Source organism: Plantactinospora sp. BC1, from assembly GCF_003030345.1.
Taxonomy (GTDB): Bacteria; Actinomycetota; Actinomycetes; order Mycobacteriales; family Micromonosporaceae; genus Plantactinospora.
Genome location: NZ_CP028158.1, coordinates 3,631,521 through 3,649,367 on the forward strand (window position 1 = coordinate 3,631,521; position 17,847 = coordinate 3,649,367).

Below are 17,847 nucleotides of genomic sequence, written 5' to 3' on the forward strand. Positions count from 1 at the left end.
GGGTCAGCGCGGACCGGCGCCGGATCTTCGGGCACTGACGGACGGAGCGGTCCTGAGCTGATCTTCCCGGGGAAGGGGTGCGGTCATGTTCAAGAGGTTCGCGGCAAGCCGGGCGGCCCGGGCGGAGCAGGCCAGGCGACAGGGCGGGGAGAGCGGAGCGGCCGGCACCGGCCGGGCGGCGGGTACGGTGGTGCCGGCCGCCCGGACCAGCACCGATCCGCTGCCGGCGGTCACCCCGGACCCGACCGCCGCGCCGGACTACTTCGGCTTCGTACCCAACTTCGCGTACAGTCCGCTGCCGGTCTGCGACCCCGGCGGGCGGGTGGTCCCCGGCACCGGGATCCGGAAGTTCGTCGCCGCGCTGCCCCGGACCGGCGACACCCCCAACGAACTGGGCAACCTGATCCCGGTCGCGGTGCCGGACACCACCACCTACCCGGGCTGCGACTACTACGAGATCGGTGTGCAGGAGTTCCACCAGCGGCTGCATCCCGACCTGCCGCCGACCCGGCTGCGCGGGTACCGGCAGCTCAACAACGGGACCGACGCCACCGGGCACAACACGGTCAGCCCGCCGGTCCGGCCGTACCATCTCGGCCCGCTGATCCTGGCCCAGCGGGACCGTCCGGTCCGGGTCAAGTACGTCAACCGGCTGCCGGTCGGCGAGGCCGGCGCGCTCTTCCTGCCGGTGGACCCGACCCTGCCCGGCGCCGGTACGGGTCCGCTCGGCGGCACCGAGCACTACCCGCAGAACCGCTCCGCCGTCCACCTGCACGGCGGGCGTACCCCGTGGATCAGCAACGGCGGCCCGACCCAGTGGACGACCCCGGCCGGCGAGCCGACCTCCTACCCGCACGGCGCCGGCCACGCCAGCGTGCCGGACATGCCCGCCCCGGGCGCCGGGGCGAGCACCGCCTACTACCCCAACCAGCAGAGCGGCCGGCTGCTCTGGTTCCACGACCAGGCGGAGGGGATCGCCCGGCTCACCGTCTATTCCGGACAGCTCGGCCTCTACCGGCTGGACGATCCGGTGCAGCGGCAACTCGTCGACGACGGCGCGCTGCCGGCCGAGGAGATCGTGCTGGTGCTCCAGGACAAGACCTTCGTACCGGACGAGGCGCAGCTCGCCGCCCAGGACCCGACCTGGGACGTGGCCCGCTGGGGCGGCGCCGGCAGCCTCTGGTTCCCGCACGTCTACATGCCGAGCCAGAACCCCTACAACGAGTCGGGGACGAACCCGATGGGGCGGTGGGACTACGGGCCCTGGTTCTGGCCGCCGTTCACCGGCATCACGCACGGGGCGGCGCCGAACCCGTACCACGACCCGGTCGCCCGGCCGTGGGAGCCGCCGGTCCAGCCGGGCACCCCGACACCGTCGGCGGTGCCGGACGCCTTTCTGGACACCCCGCTGGTCAACGGCGCCGCCTACCCGTACCTGCGGCTGCGCCCGGCCGCGTACCGGTTCCGGATCCTCAACGCCTGCAACGACCGCAGCCTCAACCTCCAGCTCTACTACGCGGCCTCGGACGCGCCGATGTGGCATCCGGACGGCACCCTGGCCGACGGCGACGCCGGGGAGGTACCGATGGTGGCGGCCCGGCCGAACCCGGACTTTCCGCCCGGCTGGCCGACCGACGGCCGGTGCGGCGGGGTCCCGGACCCGAACGCGGCCGGGCCGGACTGGATCCAGGTCGGCTCCGAGGGCGGGCTGCTGCCGGCGGTGGCGATGCTGCCGAACCAGCCGATCGACTACCAGTACAACCGGCGGGACGTGACGGTGCTCAACGTCACCGGGCACGCCCTGCTGCTCGCCCCCGGCGAGCGCGCCGACGTGGTCGTCGACTTCTCGTCGGTGCCGCCCGGGTCGAACCTGATCCTCTACAACGACGCTCCGGCGCCGATGCCGGGCTTCGACCCGCGCAACGACCACTACACCGGCGCCCCGGACCGGACCTCGTCGGGCGGGCCGCCGACCACCCGCCCCGGTTACGGCCCGAACACCCGGACGCTGATGCAGATCCAGGTGGTCGGCACCCCGGCTCCGCCGTTCGACACCGACCGGCTCCGGGTCGCGCTCCCCGGGGCGTACGGGCGGAGCCAGCCGCCGCCGATCGTGCCGCAGCAGGCGTACGACGCGGCGTTCGGCACCGCCACGCCCCGGAACACGTACGCCCCGATCGAGGACACCTCGCTCACCTTCACCCCGTACGGCGGCGACTCGCCGGTGACCCTGCCGCTGCGGCCGAAGGCGATCGTGGCCGAGTTCGACCCCGAGTACGGCCGGCTCAGCTACCTGCTCGGCACCGAGCTGCCGAAGACCAGTTCGCTGATCCAGACCACCATCCCGCTGACCCGGATCGACCCGCCGACCGAGGTGCTGCTCCCCTCCGACCCGTCCGCCCCGGTCGGCTCGCCCGGCGACAACACCCAGCTCTGGAAGATCACCCACAACGGGATGGACACCCAGTCCATCCACTTCCACCACGTCAACGTCCAGCTCGTCAACCGGGTCGGCCGGGACGGGGCGATCAAGCCGCCCGAGCCGAACGAGGTCGGCTGGAAGGAAACCCTCCGGATGAACCCGTTCGAGGCGACGGTCGTGGCGGTCCGGCCGACACTGCCCGAACCGCTGCCGTTCACCGTCCCGGACAGCGTCCGGCTGCACGACCCGACCCGACCGGCCGGTACGACCGAGGGCTACACCCAGGTCGACCCGGAGACCGGCGAGCCGGCGGCGGTGACCAACCGGCCGCAGAACTTCGGCTGGGAGTACGTCTGGCACTGCCAACTGCTCGGCCACGCCGACGCGCAGATGACCCGGCCGATGGTGTTGCGGTTCTCGCCGGCCGCGCCGACCGGGCTCGCCGCCCGGCCGGAACCCGGCTCGGCGACCGTGCTCCCGGCGATCGTGCTGGCCTGGACGGACAACTCCCGGGGTACGGGTACGCCGGGACCGCTGGCGACCGGCTGCCTGGTGCAGCGGGCCACCGACGCCGGTTTCACCCGGGATCCGCGCAGCTTCACCGTCCCGACCGGCGACAACCGGTACGTCGACTCGACCGTCACCCCCGGACTCACCTACTACTACCGGGTCCGGGCCGAGAACGGCGTCGCCCACTCGGCGTACTCGAACACCGCCAGCGCGCTCGTCCAGTTGCGGCCACCGACCGGGCTGGTCGCCACGGTGGCGAGCGGGCCGCCGCTGCGGGTCAACCGGGGCTGGGTGAACCGTTCCTTCGCCACCACGGTGGACCTGCAACGGGCCACCAACCCGACCTTCACCAGCGGGCTGGTCACCGTCACCGTCCCGGTCACCGGGAGCTGTCCGGACCCTCGGGTCGCCCCGGACACCACCTACTACTACCGGGTGCGGACCGGCTATCTGGGCGCCTCGTCGCCGTGGTCGAACGTCTCCACAGTGGTCACCCCGGCGGTGCCGGCGACCCCGACCGAGCTGGCGGCGAGACTCGACGGCGTGCCCGGACCCGACGCTGCCACGGTGGTGCTGACCTGGGCGGTCCCGCTGACCAGCGTGGTCGGCGGCTTCAGGCTGCACCGGGCCACCAGCCCCGGCTTCACCACCGGGGTGACGACGCTCCGCGTGCCGGGCAGCGCCCGCTCGTTCACCGACACCGGGCTGGCCCGGGACACCGTCTACCACTACCGGATCCAGGCCGGCAACGCCGCCGGCACCTCCGTGGTCAGCCGCGCGGTCTCGATCCGTACGCCGGCCTGACGGCGGGCTAGGACATCGCCTGGGGGGTCGGGCCGGTACGGGAGCGCAGGTCGGCCAGGCCACCCGCCACGCCCCGGAGCAGGTCGGTCGCCTCGGTGAGCCGGATGACCGAGGAGTTGTCGTCGTACTCCCGACCCTCCTCGGCCACGAAGCCCGCCGCCGCCGCGACCAGCCGCTCGTACGCGCCGACGCCGTCGTCGAGCTGTGCCGCCAGGTGCCGCCGGGCGGCATCGAGTTCCGGACGGGTGTCGGCGGGCGCCACCCGTACCGCCCGGTCCACACTGGCCAGTCGCTCGGCGAGATCCCGAAGGGACTGCTCCGCCACCGCCGCCTCCAGCGCCGCCGGGCCGGCGGGACCGGTCAACCGGCCGGCGAGCCCGGCCATCGTGGTGGCGGCCCGGTCCAGCCGGGCCCACGGCTCGGCCGCCAGCGAGCCGCGCAACGCGATCCGGGCGCGCTGTCGGCGTACCTCGGTGAGGGCCTGACGCCCGGCGGGCAGCCGCTCGACCGCGGCGACCAGCCGGGCACGGACCTGGTCGGTGTTCACCGGCTCGGGCGCCGGTGGCACCGGCTGCGCGGCCAGCTCGCGGAGGTCCGCCCAGCGCCAGACCGCGAGCATGACCGAACCGCCGGCCGCCGCCGCCCAGGCCGCGTCCGGCAGCCCCAGCCCCTGATAGGGGGTGAGCACCGCCGCCGCGCCACCGAGGCCGCCGGCCAGCACGCTCCACCGCCGCACCGACCGACGCAGGCTGCGCAGCCGGCGCAGGTGACGGGTTCGCAGATCCGCCATCTCGACCTCACTCCCCGACGGCCGCCGGTCCGACCGGCGGCTCCGCTCCCCCTATGGTCGCCGGCCTGAGCCGGCGGCACCCCGCGTTCGCCGGATCACGCCGGCTCAGCCGGCGGCGCTGCCGCCGCCGGTCTGCTTGTCCCGACCCAGGCTCGCCCGGATCTCGTCCAGCCGGGCCACCCCGGCCGGGTCGGCGGCCGGAGCCGCCGGCTCGACCGCCGGCTTGGCCGCCCCACCGGCCAGCTGCTCGCCGGCCATGCTGGACCGGATCTGCTCCAGCCGGGACGCGCCGGCCAGGTCGAGGGTGGACTTCTGGATCTCCAGCATCCGGCCCTCGACCGAGTTGCCGGCCAGCTCGGCCCGGCCCATCGCGTTGGCGTAGCGCCGCTCGATCCGGTCCCGCACCTCGTCCAGCGAGGGGGTGTTGCCCGGGGCGGCGAGCGCGGACATCGACTCCAGCGACCTGGCCACGCTCTCCTGCATCTTGGCCTGTTCGAGCTGGCTGAGCAGCTTGGCCCGCTCGGCCAGCTTCTGCTGGAGGATCATCGAGTTGTTCTCGACCGCCCGACGCGCCTGGGCGGCGGCACCGATCGCCTGGTCGTGCAGGGACTTGAGATCCTCGGTCGACTGCTCGGCGGCGACGAGTTGGGTGGCGACCGTCTGCGCGCTCTGCTCGTATTTCGTCGCCTCGGTCTCGTCACCGGCGGCCCTGGCGCGGTCGGCGAGCACCAGGGCCTGGCGGGCCATCCCCTGCAACCGCTCGACCTCGGACATCTGCCGGGACAGCCGCATCTCGAGCTGACGCTGGTTGCCGATCACCGCGGCGGCCTGCTGGACGAGCGCCTGGTGCTGGCGCTGCGCCTCCTCGATGGCCTGCTGGATCTGCACCTTGGGATCGGCATGCTCATCGATCTTCGCGCCGAACAGCGCCATCATGTAGCGCCAGCCCTTGACGAACGGGTTCGCCATCTCCCGGTATCCCCTCAGTGTCATCAGTCCGGTGGCCGTGTCGGCCGGCCCAGGAAAGGCGCCCGCGCGACAGGATCTCCATCGTCCCAGGATCGCGCCACCCCGGCGTACGACCTCAGGGGGATATCCACCGGATATGCCGCCAGGGGCCCACCGTAACGCGGTAAACCCCGGCGAGCCACACCTTCACCGGCGCCGGGATCCGGACAGCCCGGTCAGCCGGGACGACGACAGCCCGCAGGGCGCCGCCGGAGGGGGCGGAATCAGCCGACGCAGACGACGTCGCGCTCGGAACCCGCGCTCGGACGGATCCGGCGGGTGGTCCGCAGGGTCGCCTTGAGCGGCGATTCCTGCCGTACCGTCACCGAAACGGTGCCATCGGTCGCGATCTGCCGTACCGGCTCGGCACCGAGCTGGTGCACGCCGCCCTCGGCGAGGCTCCGCAGCGCCCGGTCGGCCAGCCCCGGCCCGACCAGGGACGCCTCGACCAGCGCCGACTGCGCGGCGGGCTCGGTACGGGCCGGCTCGGCCGCGGCGGCCTGCCGGGCCGGCTCGGCGGTGCCGGACTGCCGTACGGGCTCGGCGCCGACCGGCTGGCGGGCCGGCTCGGCCGCGCCGGGCTGCCGAACCGGTTCCGGGTACGTCGGAGCGGCCCGGCCGGCCTCCTCGGCCGGTCCCCCGGACTCCGGACGCCTGGCCCCGTCCCGCCCGGAGACCGGGCTCTCCTGGACCGGCACCAGCACCGCGGGCACCCCCTCGGCCACCTCGACGGTGTCGCTGACGTCGCGGAGCAGTTCGGAGAGGCGGGCGCCGAGCGCGTCGCAGATGGCGGCCAGCAGTTCGCTCGACGCCTCCTTCTGGCCGCGCTCTATCTCGGAGAGGTAGCCGAGGCTGACGTTGGCGGCGGAGGAGACCTCGCGCAGGGTTCGGTGCTGCCCCTGCCGACGGGCCCGTAGGGCGTCACCGATCACCCGGCGTAGCAGGACCATCGCACCTCCCGTGTCGCGGGCCGAACCCTCCCGGACGTCGGACCGGCGCCGTCATCCCGCACCTCGCCGCGATGCGGCGACACCGACCCCGCCGTGTCGCGGCGGTGTCGATCCGGCCGCGATGCGGTGGAACCGGTCCTGCCGCGATGGTGGAACCGATCTGCCGCGAGGTGGCGGTTGACCGCGACGTCGACTGCCGAGCCTTCCCGCAACCGTACCCGGTACGGCCGCCGACGACATCCCGCCCCGCCAGTGCGATCTTCCCGCCGTGCGTGGCTCCGCCGTCGGAGAGGTCAGGCCGTGCCGTCGCCGGTGCCCCCCTCGGCCTCGGCGTGCAGCCGCTCGGCGAGCAGGTGCAGGGCACCGCTGACCGCGGCGATCCGGATCCGCAGCCGGTTGCCGTCGAGGTCGAGTCGGCGTACGTCGGTGCCGGTGGGGCCGGCCGCCGCCACGTAGACGAGGCCGACCGGTTTGCCGTCCTGCGGCTCGGGGCCGGCGACCCCGGTGGTGGCGAGGCACCAGTCCGCCTCGCACCGCTCCCGGCCTCCCTCGGCGAGCGCCACCGCCACGTCCGGGTCGACCGGGCCCCGCTCGTCCAGCAGCTTGGCCGGTACGCCCACCAGCGAGGATTTCAACTCGGTCGCGTACGCCACCAGGCCGCCCCGGAACACGCTGCTGACCCCGGCGATGTCGACGATCGTCGCGGCCAGCAGGCCACCGGTGAGCGACTCCACCACCGCCAGGGTGGCGCCCCGGTCGACGAGCGCGTGTACGACCGCCGCGGCCCCGTTGTCCGCCGCCCGTGCGGGGTCGTCCATCCCGATCCTCCTCCGGTTTCCGGCGGGGCGCTCCGTGTCGCCCGCCGATCTGTTGCTGCCCCGACCGCCGCTCAGGGTGCCGGGCGGCGCAGTCGCAGCGCCCGGACCACGTAGTCGAGCCCCGTCACCACGGTCACCACCACGGCGACGCCGAGGATCCACGGCCCGACCCAGGTCACGCTCTCCGGCACCGGCCAGAGATACCAGACGATGGCCAAGATCTGGACGGCGGTCTTGACCTTGCCTCCCCGGCTGGCCGCGATGACGCCGTACCTGATCACCCAGAACCGCATCAGCGTGATGCCGAACTCGCGGACCAGGATGAGTACGGTGATCCACCAGGGGATTCGCTCATACCAGGACAATAAGACCAGAGCGGTGCCGGTCAGCGCCTTGTCGGCGATCGGATCGGCCACCTTGCCGAACGAGGTGACCAGCGCCCAGCGCCGGGCGATCCACCCGTCGACGAGGTCCGTTGCCGAGGCGACCACGAAGGTCAGGCAGGCCGCCACCCGCCAGCCGGAATGCAGCATCTCGGAGCTGATCACCAGCCCGACGAAGACCGGTACCAGCGCCAGCCGGAGCGCGGTGAGTCCGTTCGCCGCGTTGACCACCGGAACCGGACCGACCCGCCCCGGGAGCACCGGCTCGACCGCCGCCGCGGCCCGGCCCGGCTCGGCACCCGCGCCCACCCCGGATCCGACCGCGCCGGCCGGCACCGCCGAGCCCGCCGCGGCCGGTACCGAATCCGCCGCCTCGGTCACGACGGGATCCCGCCGCCGAGGTCGGCGCAGCGCCGGTACGCCCCCGGCGTGACCGTCGTCGCCACCCCGGTCACCCCGCCCCACGCGGCGCCGCCGAGACCATCTCCTCCGGTACGGCCATCAGGTCCACGCCCTCGGTCCCGGTGACCCTGGCCCGGACCAGGTCACCGGGGCGTAACGCGGCCAGGTCGACCCCGCCGCCGACCGGGGCGACCAGGGTGGTCGAGCCGTCCACCTCCGGCGCCTGGTGGGCCGCCCGGCCCTCCACCACGCCGTCGTCCACCGAGTCGACCAGCACCTCGACGACCGCGCCGAGCCGCTCCTCCGCACGCTGTGAGCAGAGTTCGTCGGCGAGCGCGGAGAGCCGGTCGTACCGCCGCTTCACCGTGGCCGGCGAGACCTTGCCGGACAGGCCGGCGGCCTCGGTGCCGTCCTCGTCGCTGTAGTCGAAGACGCCGATCGCGTCCAGCCGGGCGGCGGTGAGGAAGCGCTCCAGCTCCGCCACGTCCGCCCGGGTCTCGCCGGGGAAGCCGACGATCACGTTGCTCCGGGCACCGGCCTCGGGGGCGAACCGGCGCACCGACGCGAGCAGTTCGAGGAACCGGTCGGTCGAGCCGAACCGGCGCATCCGGCGCAACACCGCCTCGCTGGAGTGCTGGAACGAGAGGTCGAAGTAGGGTGCCACCCCCGGCGTGGTGGCGATCACCTCGACCAGCCCGGGGCGGGTCTCGGCCGGCTGGAGGTAGCTGGCCCGGACCCGGACGATGCCGTCCACCGCGGCGAGCTGCGGCAGCAGCTTCTCCAGCAGCCGGGGGTCGCCGAGATCCTTGCCGTACGAGGTGGAGTTCTCGCTGACCAGCACCAGCTCCCGGACGCCCGAACGGGCCAGCCACTCCGCCTCGGCGAGCAGCTCGTCCGGGGTACGCGAGACGAAGGCGCCCCGGAAGGTCGGGATGGCGCAGAACGCACAGCGCCGGTCGCAGCCGCTGGCCAGCTTCAGCGAGGCGACCGGGCCGGAGTCGAGCCGGTGCCGCAGCACCGGGCGCAGGTGCGCGGGAGTGTGCGCGTCGGCCACCAGGGTGCCGCCGGCCGGGCGGGTGCCGGTCTCGCCGTGTCCGGGCAGCGAGACCGCGCCGCCGTGCCGGGCGACCGGGGTCAGCGGCAGCAGCTCCCGTCGGTCCCGGGGGGTGTGCGCGGGCAACTGCTTGCCGGCCAGCACCTCGTCGAGTCGGGCCGAGATGTCGGGATAGTCGTCGAAGCTGAGCACCGCACCGGCCTCGGGCATGCCGTCGGCCAGCTCCCGACCGTAGCGCTCGGCCATGCAGCCCGCCGCCACGACCTTGGCCCCGGTGTCGGCGGCGGCCAGCAGCGTCTGGATCGAGTCCTGCTTGGCCTTCTCCACGAAGCCGCAGGTGTTGACCAGCACCACGTCGGCGCCCTCGCCGTCGGTGGTCACCTGCCAGCCGTCGGCGTGCAGCCGGGCGGCCAACTCCTCCGAGTCGACCTCGTTACGGGCACAGCCGAGGGTGAGCAGCGCGACCCGGCGGCCGGCGGTCGAGGAGGAAGAGGAAGCGGCAGACACCATCCGAGCCTACCGGGAGGGCCGGACCGCTCCGGCACGGCGGCTGCCCGCCGCCGGGCGCGTCACCCCGGCCCGGCACCCCGACCCGGCCGCGCCGGACCGGCCGGCTCGGCCTCCGGCCGGGTCAGCCGGTCGAGCAGGAACGCCTCGCTGCCGGCCAGACCGACCGAGCAGAAGACCGTCACCTGGTCCGGCGTGGTCCGGCCAGGCTGCTCGCCGGCCAGCACCGCGCCCAGCGCCCGCAACCGCCCGGCGTACGCGCCGACGGTGCCGAGCATCGGCGGGTCGTACGCCCCGGCCTGGGCCAGCGAGTCGGTGACCAGCAGATCCGCCCGGTCCAGCAGGTCGGGGCCGAACTCCGACCGGCCCAGCTGCTTGTGGCCGATGGTGTTGAGGTGACTGCCGGGGCTCAGGTCGGCGGCCGAGATCACCGGAGTGGGGCTGGTGGTGGCGAGCACCACGACGTCACGGTCGCGTACCGCCGCCGCTGCGGTGTCGACCGCCCGGGCCGGGATGCCGAGTTCGGCCCGGACCCGGGCGGCGAACTTCTCCCGCCCGGCCGGGGTACGGCAGTGGACCGTCACCTCGCGCAGCCGGCGTACCGCCGCGACGGCCCAGACCTGCGCCCACGCCTGGCCACCGGCGCCGACCACCCCGAGCGTGGCCGCGTCCGGCCGGGCGAGCGCCCGCACCGCCACCCCGCCGAGCGCCCCGGTGCGCCGGGACCCGATCTCCGCGCCGACCGCGACCGCCCGGAGCCGCCCGTTCGCGGCGTCGTGCAGGGCCACCACCTGCTCGCCCTCGGCATGCCCGAAGGTGTCGTAGGAGCCGAATCCGTACCACTCGTCGACGAGCTGCCCGGCGGTGAGGACCAGCCGGCCACCGGCCAGCGGTGCGGCCACCCGGGGCGGGGCGACGAGCCGACCCCGGTACGCCGCCAGCAGCGCGTCCCGGATCGCCTCTACCGCCGTCGCGGCGTCCAGCCGCGCCGCCACCTCGGCGTCGGTGATGAAGTGGGTCATCAGCCGATTCTGATACTTCAACCATGGTTCAGGTCAACCGCCGGTGCCCGGCGGGTGGCCCGGACCGGGAGCCGGGATACCGGCGCCGGAGCCCGGTCACTCGTCCGGGCGGAGCGCCGCCAGCGCCTCCTCCAACTCGTCCGGCTTGACCAGCACGTCCCGGGCCTTCGAGCCCTCCGACGGGCCGACGATGCCCCTGGTCTCCATCAGGTCCATCAGCCGGCCCGCCTTGGCGAAGCCGACCCGCAACTTGCGCTGGAGCATCGAGGTCGAGCCGAACTGCGAGGTGACCACCAGCTCGATCGCCTGCACCAGCAGGTCGAGGTCGTCGCCGATGTCCTCGTCGACCTTCTTCTTGGTCTCCTGCGCCGGGGTGAGCACGTCCGGCCGGAACTCCGGCTCCCGCTGGTCCTTGCAGAACTTGACGATGTCGTTGATCTCGTTTTCGGTGACCCAGGCGCCCTGGATGCGTACCGGCTTGGAGGCGCCCATCGGCAGGAAGAGGCCGTCGCCCCGGCCGATCAGCTTCTCCGCACCCGGCTGGTCGAGGATGACCCGCGAGTCGGCCAGCGACGAGGTGGCAAAGGCGAGCCGGGACGGCACATTCGCCTTGATCAGGCCGGTCACCACGTCGACCGAGGGGCGCTGGGTGGCCAGCACGAGGTGGATGCCGGCGGCCCGGGCGAGCTGGGTGATCCGGACGACCGAATCCTCCACGTCGCGCGGCGCCACCATCATCAGGTCGGCCAACTCGTCCACGATCACCAACAGGTACGGGTACGGCCGGATCTCCCGCTCGCTGCCCGGCGGCGGCTTGATCTGACCGGCCCGTACCTTGCGGTTGTAGTCGTCGATGTGGCGTACCCCGGCGGCGGCCAGGTCGTCGTAGCGCATGTCCATCTCGCGGACCACCCAGTCCAGCGAGTCCGCCGCCTTCTTCGGGTTGGTCACGATCGGGGTGACCAGGTGCGGGATTCCCTCGTAGTTCGTCATCTCGACCCGCTTCGGGTCGATCAGCAGCAGCCGCACCTCGTCCGGAGTCGCCCGGGTCAAAATGGAGACGAGCAGGCTGTTCAGGCAGCTCGACTTGCCAGCGCCGGTGGCACCGGCGATCAGGATGTGCGGCATCTTGGCGAGGTTGGCCACCACGAAGCCGCCCTCGATGTCCTTGCCGAGCGCCACCAGCATCGGGTGGTGGTCGCTGGCCGCCGCCCGGGACCGGAGTACGTCGCCGAGCGCCACGTCCTCCCGGTCGCTGTTCGGGATCTCCACCCCGACCGCGCTCTTGCCCGGGATCGGGCTGAGGATCCGCACGTCCGGGGACTTGACCGCGTACGCGATGTTGCGGGAGAGCTGGGTGATCCGCTCGACCTTCACGCCGTGCCCGAGTTCGACCTCGTACCGGGTGACGGTCGGCCCCCGGGTGAAGCCGGTCACCGCCGCGTCCACGTCGAACTGGTCGAAGACGCCGGTCAGCGCGGCTATCACCTCGTCGTTGGCCCGGCTGCGGGTCTTCGGGGCACCGCCGGGACGCAGCAGGTTGGCCGGCGGCAGCGTGTAGTCGCCGGCCAGCCCGGTGATCGCCAACTGCTCCGCCCGGGTCGGTGCCGGCGAGTGCTCGGGCGGCTCCGGCGCCTTCCGGGCGGCCGGTACCTTGCCCTTCGCCTTGCGCGGCAGCGGCACGTTCTCGTGCACCGGGGTGTCGATCTCGTAGCCGGGCTCGTCCTCGTCGACCGGCTCGGGCAGCGGCGACGGGCGGCGGCGCGGCCGGCGGCCCTCGGTGTCGCGCGCCGATCCGGCCTCGGCCTCCTCGTCGGACTCCGGCCGGCCCAGCACCGCCCCGGCCAGCAGCCCGAGCCGCTCCGGCACCTTGTTGATCGGTGTCGCCGTCACCACCAGCAGGCCGAAGAGGAGCAGCAGCACCAGCAGCGGTACGGCGACCCAGGCGCTGACCGCGCTCTCCAGCGGCCCGCCGACCCCGGCCCCGATCAGGCCACCGGCGTAGTCGCGCTCCCTGTTGTCCGCCGGACGCTGTCCGATGTGCAGCAGCGCCGCGGTGCCGACGATCAGCGCGGTCCAGCCGACCAGCCCCCGGCCGCGGTGCTCCGGCTCGGCCGGCTCCCGCATCAGCCGGACCGACCCGATCAGCAGCAGGACCGGCAGCACGATCGAGATCGCGCCGAAGAAGAGCCGGATGGTGTCGGCGAGTCGACCGCCCAGCGGCCCGGCCGAGGAGAACCAGACCGCCACGGCGCTGAGGATCGCCAGGCCGAGCAGGAGCAGGCCGGCGCCGTCCCGGCGGTGCTCCGGGTCCAGGTCGCGGGCGGTCGCCGCCTGCCGGCCCGCCGCCCGCATGGCCCAGCCGACGCCGTGCGCCAGCCCCATCCAGGTCGCGCCGATCGCCCGGCCGACGTACACCGCCGGACTGGTCCGGGTCGGCCGGCGTGCCGCCGCCGCCCGGCCCCGGGCCGGCTGCCGGGCCCGGCTGTTGCCCGCGCGACTACCGCCGGAACGGGTCGTCGACCCACTCCGGCGCCGGTTCGCCTGAGAGGAGGCACGGCCCGCCATAAGTTCACACGTTAGCCGCGCGCGCTGAGGATTCCCCGCTTTTGCGTGTCGTGTCTGACCAGCTACCTCGCGGATCACACCCGGCCCGCACCGCCCGCCCCCGCCGCCGCCGGCCCGGCTGTCCCGGTACCGGTGGCCGTGGTCCTACCATCACGGGCGGAGCCGGAGCCGTCCAGGAGGGAGCGCGGATGCCCGTACCGGACTTCGTCGACGCCTCGGCCCGACCCGGCGGCGGCCGGCCGGAGCGGCTGCGACCGCTGACCGACGAGCTTCTCGGCAGCGTGCTCGGCGGCCGGGGCTACACCTGCTACACCGATCCGGACGGTGACCTGGTCGGCAGTTGGGACGGCAACCTGGTCTACTTCCTCCGGCTCGGCGAGGCCGGCGAGATACTCCAGATCCGCACGATGGCCGCGAGCCGGTTCTCCGTCGACGACGTGCCGACGCTCTACGCGTTCTGCAACGCCTGGAACCGCGACCGGCTCTGGCCGAAGGCGTTCGTGCAGGTCAACGACGACGGCAGCGTCCGGGTCTGCGGCGAGGTGGTCACCGACCTGGAGCGCGGCGTCACGGTACGCCAGCTCGACCAGTTACTCGGGTGCGGCATCTCGACCGGCCGCCAGATGTGCGCAGCCGTAGCGGAGCTGCGACGCTGAGTAAACTCACCGACGGCCGACACAGATTCCCGGACAGCCGGTTGGAACCCCTGGAAAGTGAGACCCCGCCGATGAACGCGCAATCGCCCCGCCCCCGCGCGGCGGCCGGGTGACCCGCGACGAGTTGCTCGCCGCCCTGGCCGACGCCCGGGACCGGCCGGACGACGCCGCCAAGGTCGCCGAACTGGACCGGATCGTCGCGTACGCCGACGCCGGCGGGGACGAACGGCTCGGCTTCGCGGCCCGGTTCGCGCTGGTCGAGGCGTACCAGCGGATCGAACCGTGGCGGATGCTCTCGCCGGTACGGTGGTGTCTCGGCGTCGTCGACCGCGCGCCGGAGACCGTCGACGCCACCGACAGCGCGCGGCTGCCCGACTACCACCGGCAGGCGGTGGCCGCCTTCTGCGGTACCTCCCGGGCCGGGCTGGCCCGGGTCGGGGCCGCCCTCGACGACCTGGAGCGCCGGCTCGACGCGGCCGGGCGGAGCCGGCGGCCGGCGTACGCGCTGCGCTGCCGGATCGCCGACCACGTCGGTGCCGAGTCGACGGCGCGACGGTGGCTGCTGCGGTGGCGGGCGGCGCCGCAGGACGAGTGGAGCGGCTGCGCCGCCTGCGAGCCGGCCGACCAGGCGCGGCTGCTGGCCGGCTGGGGGCGGTGGACCGAGGCGGTCGAACTGGTCGAGCCGGTGCTCGCCGGCACGCTGCGCTGCCCCGACCAGCCGGAGCGGGCGCTCGGCGCGATCCAGTTGGCGTACCTGCGGCTCGGCCGCTACGACGAGGCCGCCGAGGCGCACGTACGCGCCTACCGGCGGCACCGGCGGGAGCGGGCCGGGTTTCCGCTGCTCGCCGACCACCTGCGGTTCTGTGCGCTGGCCGGTCGGCACGAGCGCGGCCTGGAGATCCTCGCCCGGCACCTGTCCGGGCTGGACCGCCCCTACGACGAGGCGTCCGCGCTGGAGTTCGCCGCCGCCGGGGCGCTGCTCTGCCGGCTGGCCGGGCGGGCCGGGTTCGCCCGCCACCCGGTCCACCGTCCCGGGTACGCCGGGCGGCACGCCGCCGAGTTGACCGTCGCCGCGCTCGGCACCGAACTCACGGCCACCGCCGAGGACCTGGCGGGCCGGTTCGACGCCCGCAACGGGACCAGTCACCAGTCCGGCCGGGTCGCCTCCTGGCTGGCCGAACGCCCGCTGCCCGACCCGGTCCCCCTACCGGCGGAGTCGACGGCCGAGCCGGAGCGGTCGGTCGAGCAGGTGCGGACGGGGTGCGGGGACCGGGCGGACGGGCTCGTGTTGGTCGGGCCGCTGACGGTGGCGGCGATCGTCGACGTACTCCGGGACCGGGCGGAGCAGTTCGTGCCCGGTCCGGCGGGCCGGGTCGGTGGGCGGTGCGGCGATGCGCTGATCGAGTTCGAGCGGTTGGGTGAGCGGGGCGAGATCCTGCACGCCCGGGTGACCGCCGAGCGCCGGCTGCCGGCGGACCGCCTCGGGCAGGCGTACGAGTTCTGCAACGCCTGGAACCAGGACCGGCTGCTGCCCAAGGCGTACGTGCAGGATCCCGGCGCGGGGGAGCTGGTGCTGGCCGGCGACGTCAGTACCGACCTGGAGCACGGCGTCGCCGCCGGTCAGCTCGCCGTACTGGTCGACGCGGCCCTGGTCAGCGGAGCCGCCTTCGCGGCCGCGGTGAGCGCGCTGCCCTGACCCGCCCCCCGAAGAGACCGAGCCGCCCGAAGAGACCGAACCGACCGAAGACGCCGAGTCGCCCGAGCAGGCCGAGCCAGGAGGCCAGGATCAGCACCGCGACCAGCGCCTGGGCGAGCAGGGCGTACCGCTCGGGATAGAAGACACCCTCGACGTAGCGGTCGATGAAGCCCCGCCCGACGTCCGACTCGCCGGCCCGGCGCCGGGCCCAGTGTTCGAGGTAGGTCAGCGGGCAGACCAGTTGGGCGGCGGTCACCAGCACGCCCCAGGCGGCGGCGCCGAAATGCAGCCAGATCGTCCTCGGCCAGCGCCAGGCGAGGAACCCGCCGAGCACCAGATAGCCCAGGAAGCCGAAGTGCAGCGCCAGGACCAAAACGATCAATAACCGGTAACCCATTGCCGCCTCCCGGGCAAAGGCTACCCAACCGGGCGGCCGGCGGACCGGGTACGGATACTCAGCCCGCCGGCCGGCGCTCTCGACTCGTCGCAGCGCCCGGCTACCTCAGTGCAGATCGACCATTCGTCCCCTAACGCACCGAAAAGCCGAGGGTGTAGTCGCCGGAGCCGCGCCGGGACTCCACCCGGTAGCGGTAGAAGCCGGCGCTGCCGCTGTAGGTGATCTGCTCGTCCGCGGTCGGCCCGGCGGAGACGGCGACGGTACGCCAGCCGCCCCGGCTCCACTTCTGGAGTACCAGGTCGAAGTTGGCCCCGGAGGGTCCGTCCAGGCAGCCGACCTGCCGGCCGTGCCCGGCCCGGAAGTAGCGGCCGGCGGGCTGCACCTGGCGGCGCCCGGCGCCCAGGGTGGCGGCCTTGCGCGCCTTGTGCCCGGTGCACTCCGCACCCGGCGGCGGGCTCGGCGGCTCGGTGGCGGCCGGCGGTTCGGTCGCGGCGGGCGGCGGCTCGGTCGCGGCGGGCGGCTCCGTGGCGGCCGGCGGCTCCGTCGCGGCGGGCGGGTCGGCCGGGGGCGCGGACGGGCCGTTCGCGGTGGTGACCAGGGTGAGCTGGTTCACCTCCAGGATCTCGGTCAGCGGCTGGAAGAACGTGATGCCGCCCACCGTGCAGTCGCCGGAGCCACCCGAGGTGACCCCCTGGGCCTGGTCGCCGGACATCCAGGAGCCGCCGGAGTCACCGGGCTCGGCACAGACGTCCGTCCGGGTCAGCCCGGTGACCGTGCCCTCCGGGTAGACGACCGTGGCGTTCAGCGCCTCGACGACCCCGCACCGGGCGCCCGTGGTGGCCCCGAAGCGGCAGATCGAGCTGCCCACCGGCGCCTCCTGGCCACCCGCCACGGCGATCGTGCCGCCGTCGAAGTCGTTGACCACCGGCTGCGGGACCCAGTCGTCGTTCGTCTCCACCACGCCCCAGTCGTCGCCGGGGAACGAGGAGGCCGACACGACGCCCTGGGCGACCCCGTCCGGGCTGCTGGTGGTGGCGCCCGGCGCTCCACAGTGCCCGGCGGTGACGAATCCGCCGACGACGGAGAAGCCGATCGAGCAGCGCGCCCGGTCGTCGATCACGTACGGGTCACCGCCGCGTACGTCGATCAGCGGCACCGGCGCCTCCGCCGAGGCGACCACCTCGACCGCGCCCGCCGGGGCGCCACTGCCCTGGACGAACCGCCGCACGGCGGACTCCGTACCGGGCTGGGCGCGTACCACGACGCGGTTGTTCGACACGTCGACGTACCAGCCGGCGACGTCCGGGGTGGCCTGGTCGGCGATCCGGTCGAGACCCGCCTTGACCGTGTCGAGCTGCCGGGCGTTCCGGGTGACCAGCTTCGGTTCGGCTCCGGCGGCGCGGGCCCGGGCGGCAGCCGCCTCGTCGGTCACCGCCACCATCAGCCGGTTGCCGTCGGCGGCCAGCCAGGTGCCGCCGTACCCGGTGCCGAGTTCGGTACGCAGCCGCTGCGTGGTGCCGCGGGCCCACCGCTCCCGGTCCAGCCGGGCGCGCGCCTGTGCCTCGGTCAGCGACAGGTCCCGGCGCAGCGCGTCGACGATCTGGCGGGCCGGACCGGCGGGTGCCGGTTCCGAGCGCGGCGGGTCCTCTCCGGCCAGCGCCGGCCAGGTCACCGCCGCCAGACCGGCGACGGTGGCCACCGTCACGCCGATCGCGATTCCCCGCCGCTGTGCCGTACTCCGCCGACTGACCGTGCCTCGCCGGCTCCGCGTCGCGCGTCCGCGATCCATCGATCGCCTCCTTCACCATCGGGCAGCCCGCGGGAAGGTACGGCCGACGACCGGCCGGCGATGAACGGATC

The 17,847-nt window shown here is 74.2% G+C and carries 12 protein-coding genes and 1 pseudogene; 3 read left to right on the top strand and 10 right to left on the bottom strand.

Annotation, left to right across the window (positions count from 1 at the left end; genetic code table 11):
• Window positions 1–85: 85 nt before the first annotated feature.
• Window positions 86–3,736, top strand: coding sequence for a hypothetical protein (locus tag C6361_RS15665; RefSeq protein WP_107268179.1), 3,651 nt, complete (start codon window positions 86–88; stop codon window positions 3,734–3,736).
• Window positions 3,737–3,743: 7 nt separating this feature from the next.
• Here C6361_RS15665 and C6361_RS15670 read toward each other — a convergent pair whose 3' ends face one another.
• The 8 genes and pseudogenes from C6361_RS15670 to C6361_RS15710 form a co-directional block, all read right to left on the bottom strand.
• The gene (locus tag C6361_RS15670) at window positions 3,744–4,526 is read right to left on the bottom strand and encodes a hypothetical protein (protein ID WP_107258566.1); all 783 of its coding nucleotides are present in this window, start codon (window positions 4,524–4,526) and stop codon (window positions 3,744–3,746) included.
• Window positions 4,527–4,631: 105 nt separating this feature from the next.
• A complete protein-coding gene (locus C6361_RS15675; RefSeq protein ID WP_107258565.1) occupies window positions 4,632–5,495 on the bottom strand; it encodes a PspA/IM30 family protein in 864 nt (287 codons plus the stop codon).
• Window positions 5,496–6,217: 722 nt separating this feature from the next.
• A pseudogene (locus C6361_RS15685) lies at window positions 6,218–6,484 on the bottom strand (helix-turn-helix domain-containing protein); the annotation flags it as partial.
• 293 nt (window positions 6,485–6,777) lie between these two features.
• The gene (locus tag C6361_RS15690) at window positions 6,778–7,308 is read right to left on the bottom strand and encodes a CinA family protein (protein WP_369931430.1); all 531 of its coding nucleotides are present in this window, start codon (window positions 7,306–7,308) and stop codon (window positions 6,778–6,780) included.
• Window positions 7,309–7,373: 65 nt separating this feature from the next.
• The gene (pgsA, locus tag C6361_RS15695) at window positions 7,374–7,946 is read right to left on the bottom strand and encodes a CDP-diacylglycerol--glycerol-3-phosphate 3-phosphatidyltransferase (protein ID WP_234359613.1); all 573 of its coding nucleotides are present in this window, start codon (window positions 7,944–7,946) and stop codon (window positions 7,374–7,376) included.
• Between the two features lie 190 nt (window positions 7,947–8,136).
• A complete protein-coding gene (gene rimO, locus C6361_RS15700; protein WP_107258563.1) occupies window positions 8,137–9,651 on the bottom strand; it encodes a 30S ribosomal protein S12 methylthiotransferase RimO in 1,515 nt (504 codons plus the stop codon).
• 59 nt (window positions 9,652–9,710) lie between these two features.
• A complete protein-coding gene (locus C6361_RS15705) occupies window positions 9,711–10,670 on the bottom strand; it encodes an ornithine cyclodeaminase family protein (RefSeq protein ID WP_107258562.1) in 960 nt (319 codons plus the stop codon).
• A gap of 96 nt (window positions 10,671–10,766) precedes the next feature.
• Window positions 10,767–13,238: a DNA translocase FtsK gene (locus tag C6361_RS15710; RefSeq protein ID WP_107268180.1), complete on the bottom strand. Its 2,472-nt coding sequence runs from the start codon at window positions 13,236–13,238 to the stop codon at window positions 10,767–10,769.
• A gap of 188 nt (window positions 13,239–13,426) precedes the next feature.
• Here C6361_RS15710 and C6361_RS15715 point away from each other — a divergent pair, with 188 nt between their 5' ends.
• Together C6361_RS15715 and C6361_RS15720 are read left to right on the top strand one after the other, a co-directional pair.
• Window positions 13,427–13,894: a YbjN domain-containing protein gene (locus tag C6361_RS15715; RefSeq protein WP_107258560.1), complete on the top strand. Its 468-nt coding sequence runs from the start codon at window positions 13,427–13,429 to the stop codon at window positions 13,892–13,894.
• A gap of 109 nt (window positions 13,895–14,003) precedes the next feature.
• On the top strand, window positions 14,004–15,590 hold the full coding sequence (locus C6361_RS15720; protein ID WP_107268181.1) for a YbjN domain-containing protein: 1,587 nt from the start codon (window positions 14,004–14,006) through the stop codon (window positions 15,588–15,590).
• Here C6361_RS15720 and C6361_RS15725 read toward each other — a convergent pair.
• Both C6361_RS15725 and C6361_RS15730 read right to left on the bottom strand, forming a co-directional pair.
• Window positions 15,547–15,972, bottom strand: a complete 426-nt coding sequence (locus C6361_RS15725) for a DUF2784 domain-containing protein (RefSeq protein WP_234359516.1) — start codon at window positions 15,970–15,972, stop codon at window positions 15,547–15,549. The two genes, C6361_RS15720 and C6361_RS15725, sit on opposite strands and share 44 nt — an antisense overlap.
• 145 nt (window positions 15,973–16,117) lie before the next feature.
• Complete coding sequence (locus tag C6361_RS15730; RefSeq protein WP_107268183.1) at window positions 16,118–17,776, bottom strand: S1 family peptidase; 1,659 nt, start codon at window positions 17,774–17,776, stop codon at window positions 16,118–16,120.
• Window positions 17,777–17,847: the final 71 nt, after the last annotated feature.

Excerpts from the sequence above, each read along its gene's own strand:
- C6361_RS15665 (WP_107268179.1), top strand. The coding sequence starts at position 86 with ATGTTCAAGAGGTTCGCGGCAAGCCGGGCGGCCCGGGCGGAGCAGGCC.
- C6361_RS15670 (WP_107258566.1), bottom strand. The coding sequence starts at position 4,526 with ATGGCGGATCTGCGAACCCGTCACCTGCGCCGGCTGCGCAGCCTGCGT.
- C6361_RS15675 (WP_107258565.1), bottom strand. The coding sequence starts at position 5,495 with ATGGCGAACCCGTTCGTCAAGGGCTGGCGCTACATGATGGCGCTGTTC.
- rimO (WP_107258563.1), bottom strand. The coding sequence starts at position 9,651 with ATGGTGTCTGCCGCTTCCTCTTCCTCCTCGACCGCCGGCCGCCGGGTC.
- C6361_RS15705 (WP_107258562.1), bottom strand. The coding sequence starts at position 10,670 with ATGACCCACTTCATCACCGACGCCGAGGTGGCGGCGCGGCTGGACGCC.
- C6361_RS15710 (WP_107268180.1), bottom strand. The coding sequence starts at position 13,238 with ATGGCGGGCCGTGCCTCCTCTCAGGCGAACCGGCGCCGGAGTGGGTCG.
- C6361_RS15715 (WP_107258560.1), top strand. The coding sequence starts at position 13,427 with ATGCCCGTACCGGACTTCGTCGACGCCTCGGCCCGACCCGGCGGCGGC.
- C6361_RS15730 (WP_107268183.1), bottom strand. The coding sequence starts at position 17,776 with ATGGATCGCGGACGCGCGACGCGGAGCCGGCGAGGCACGGTCAGTCGG.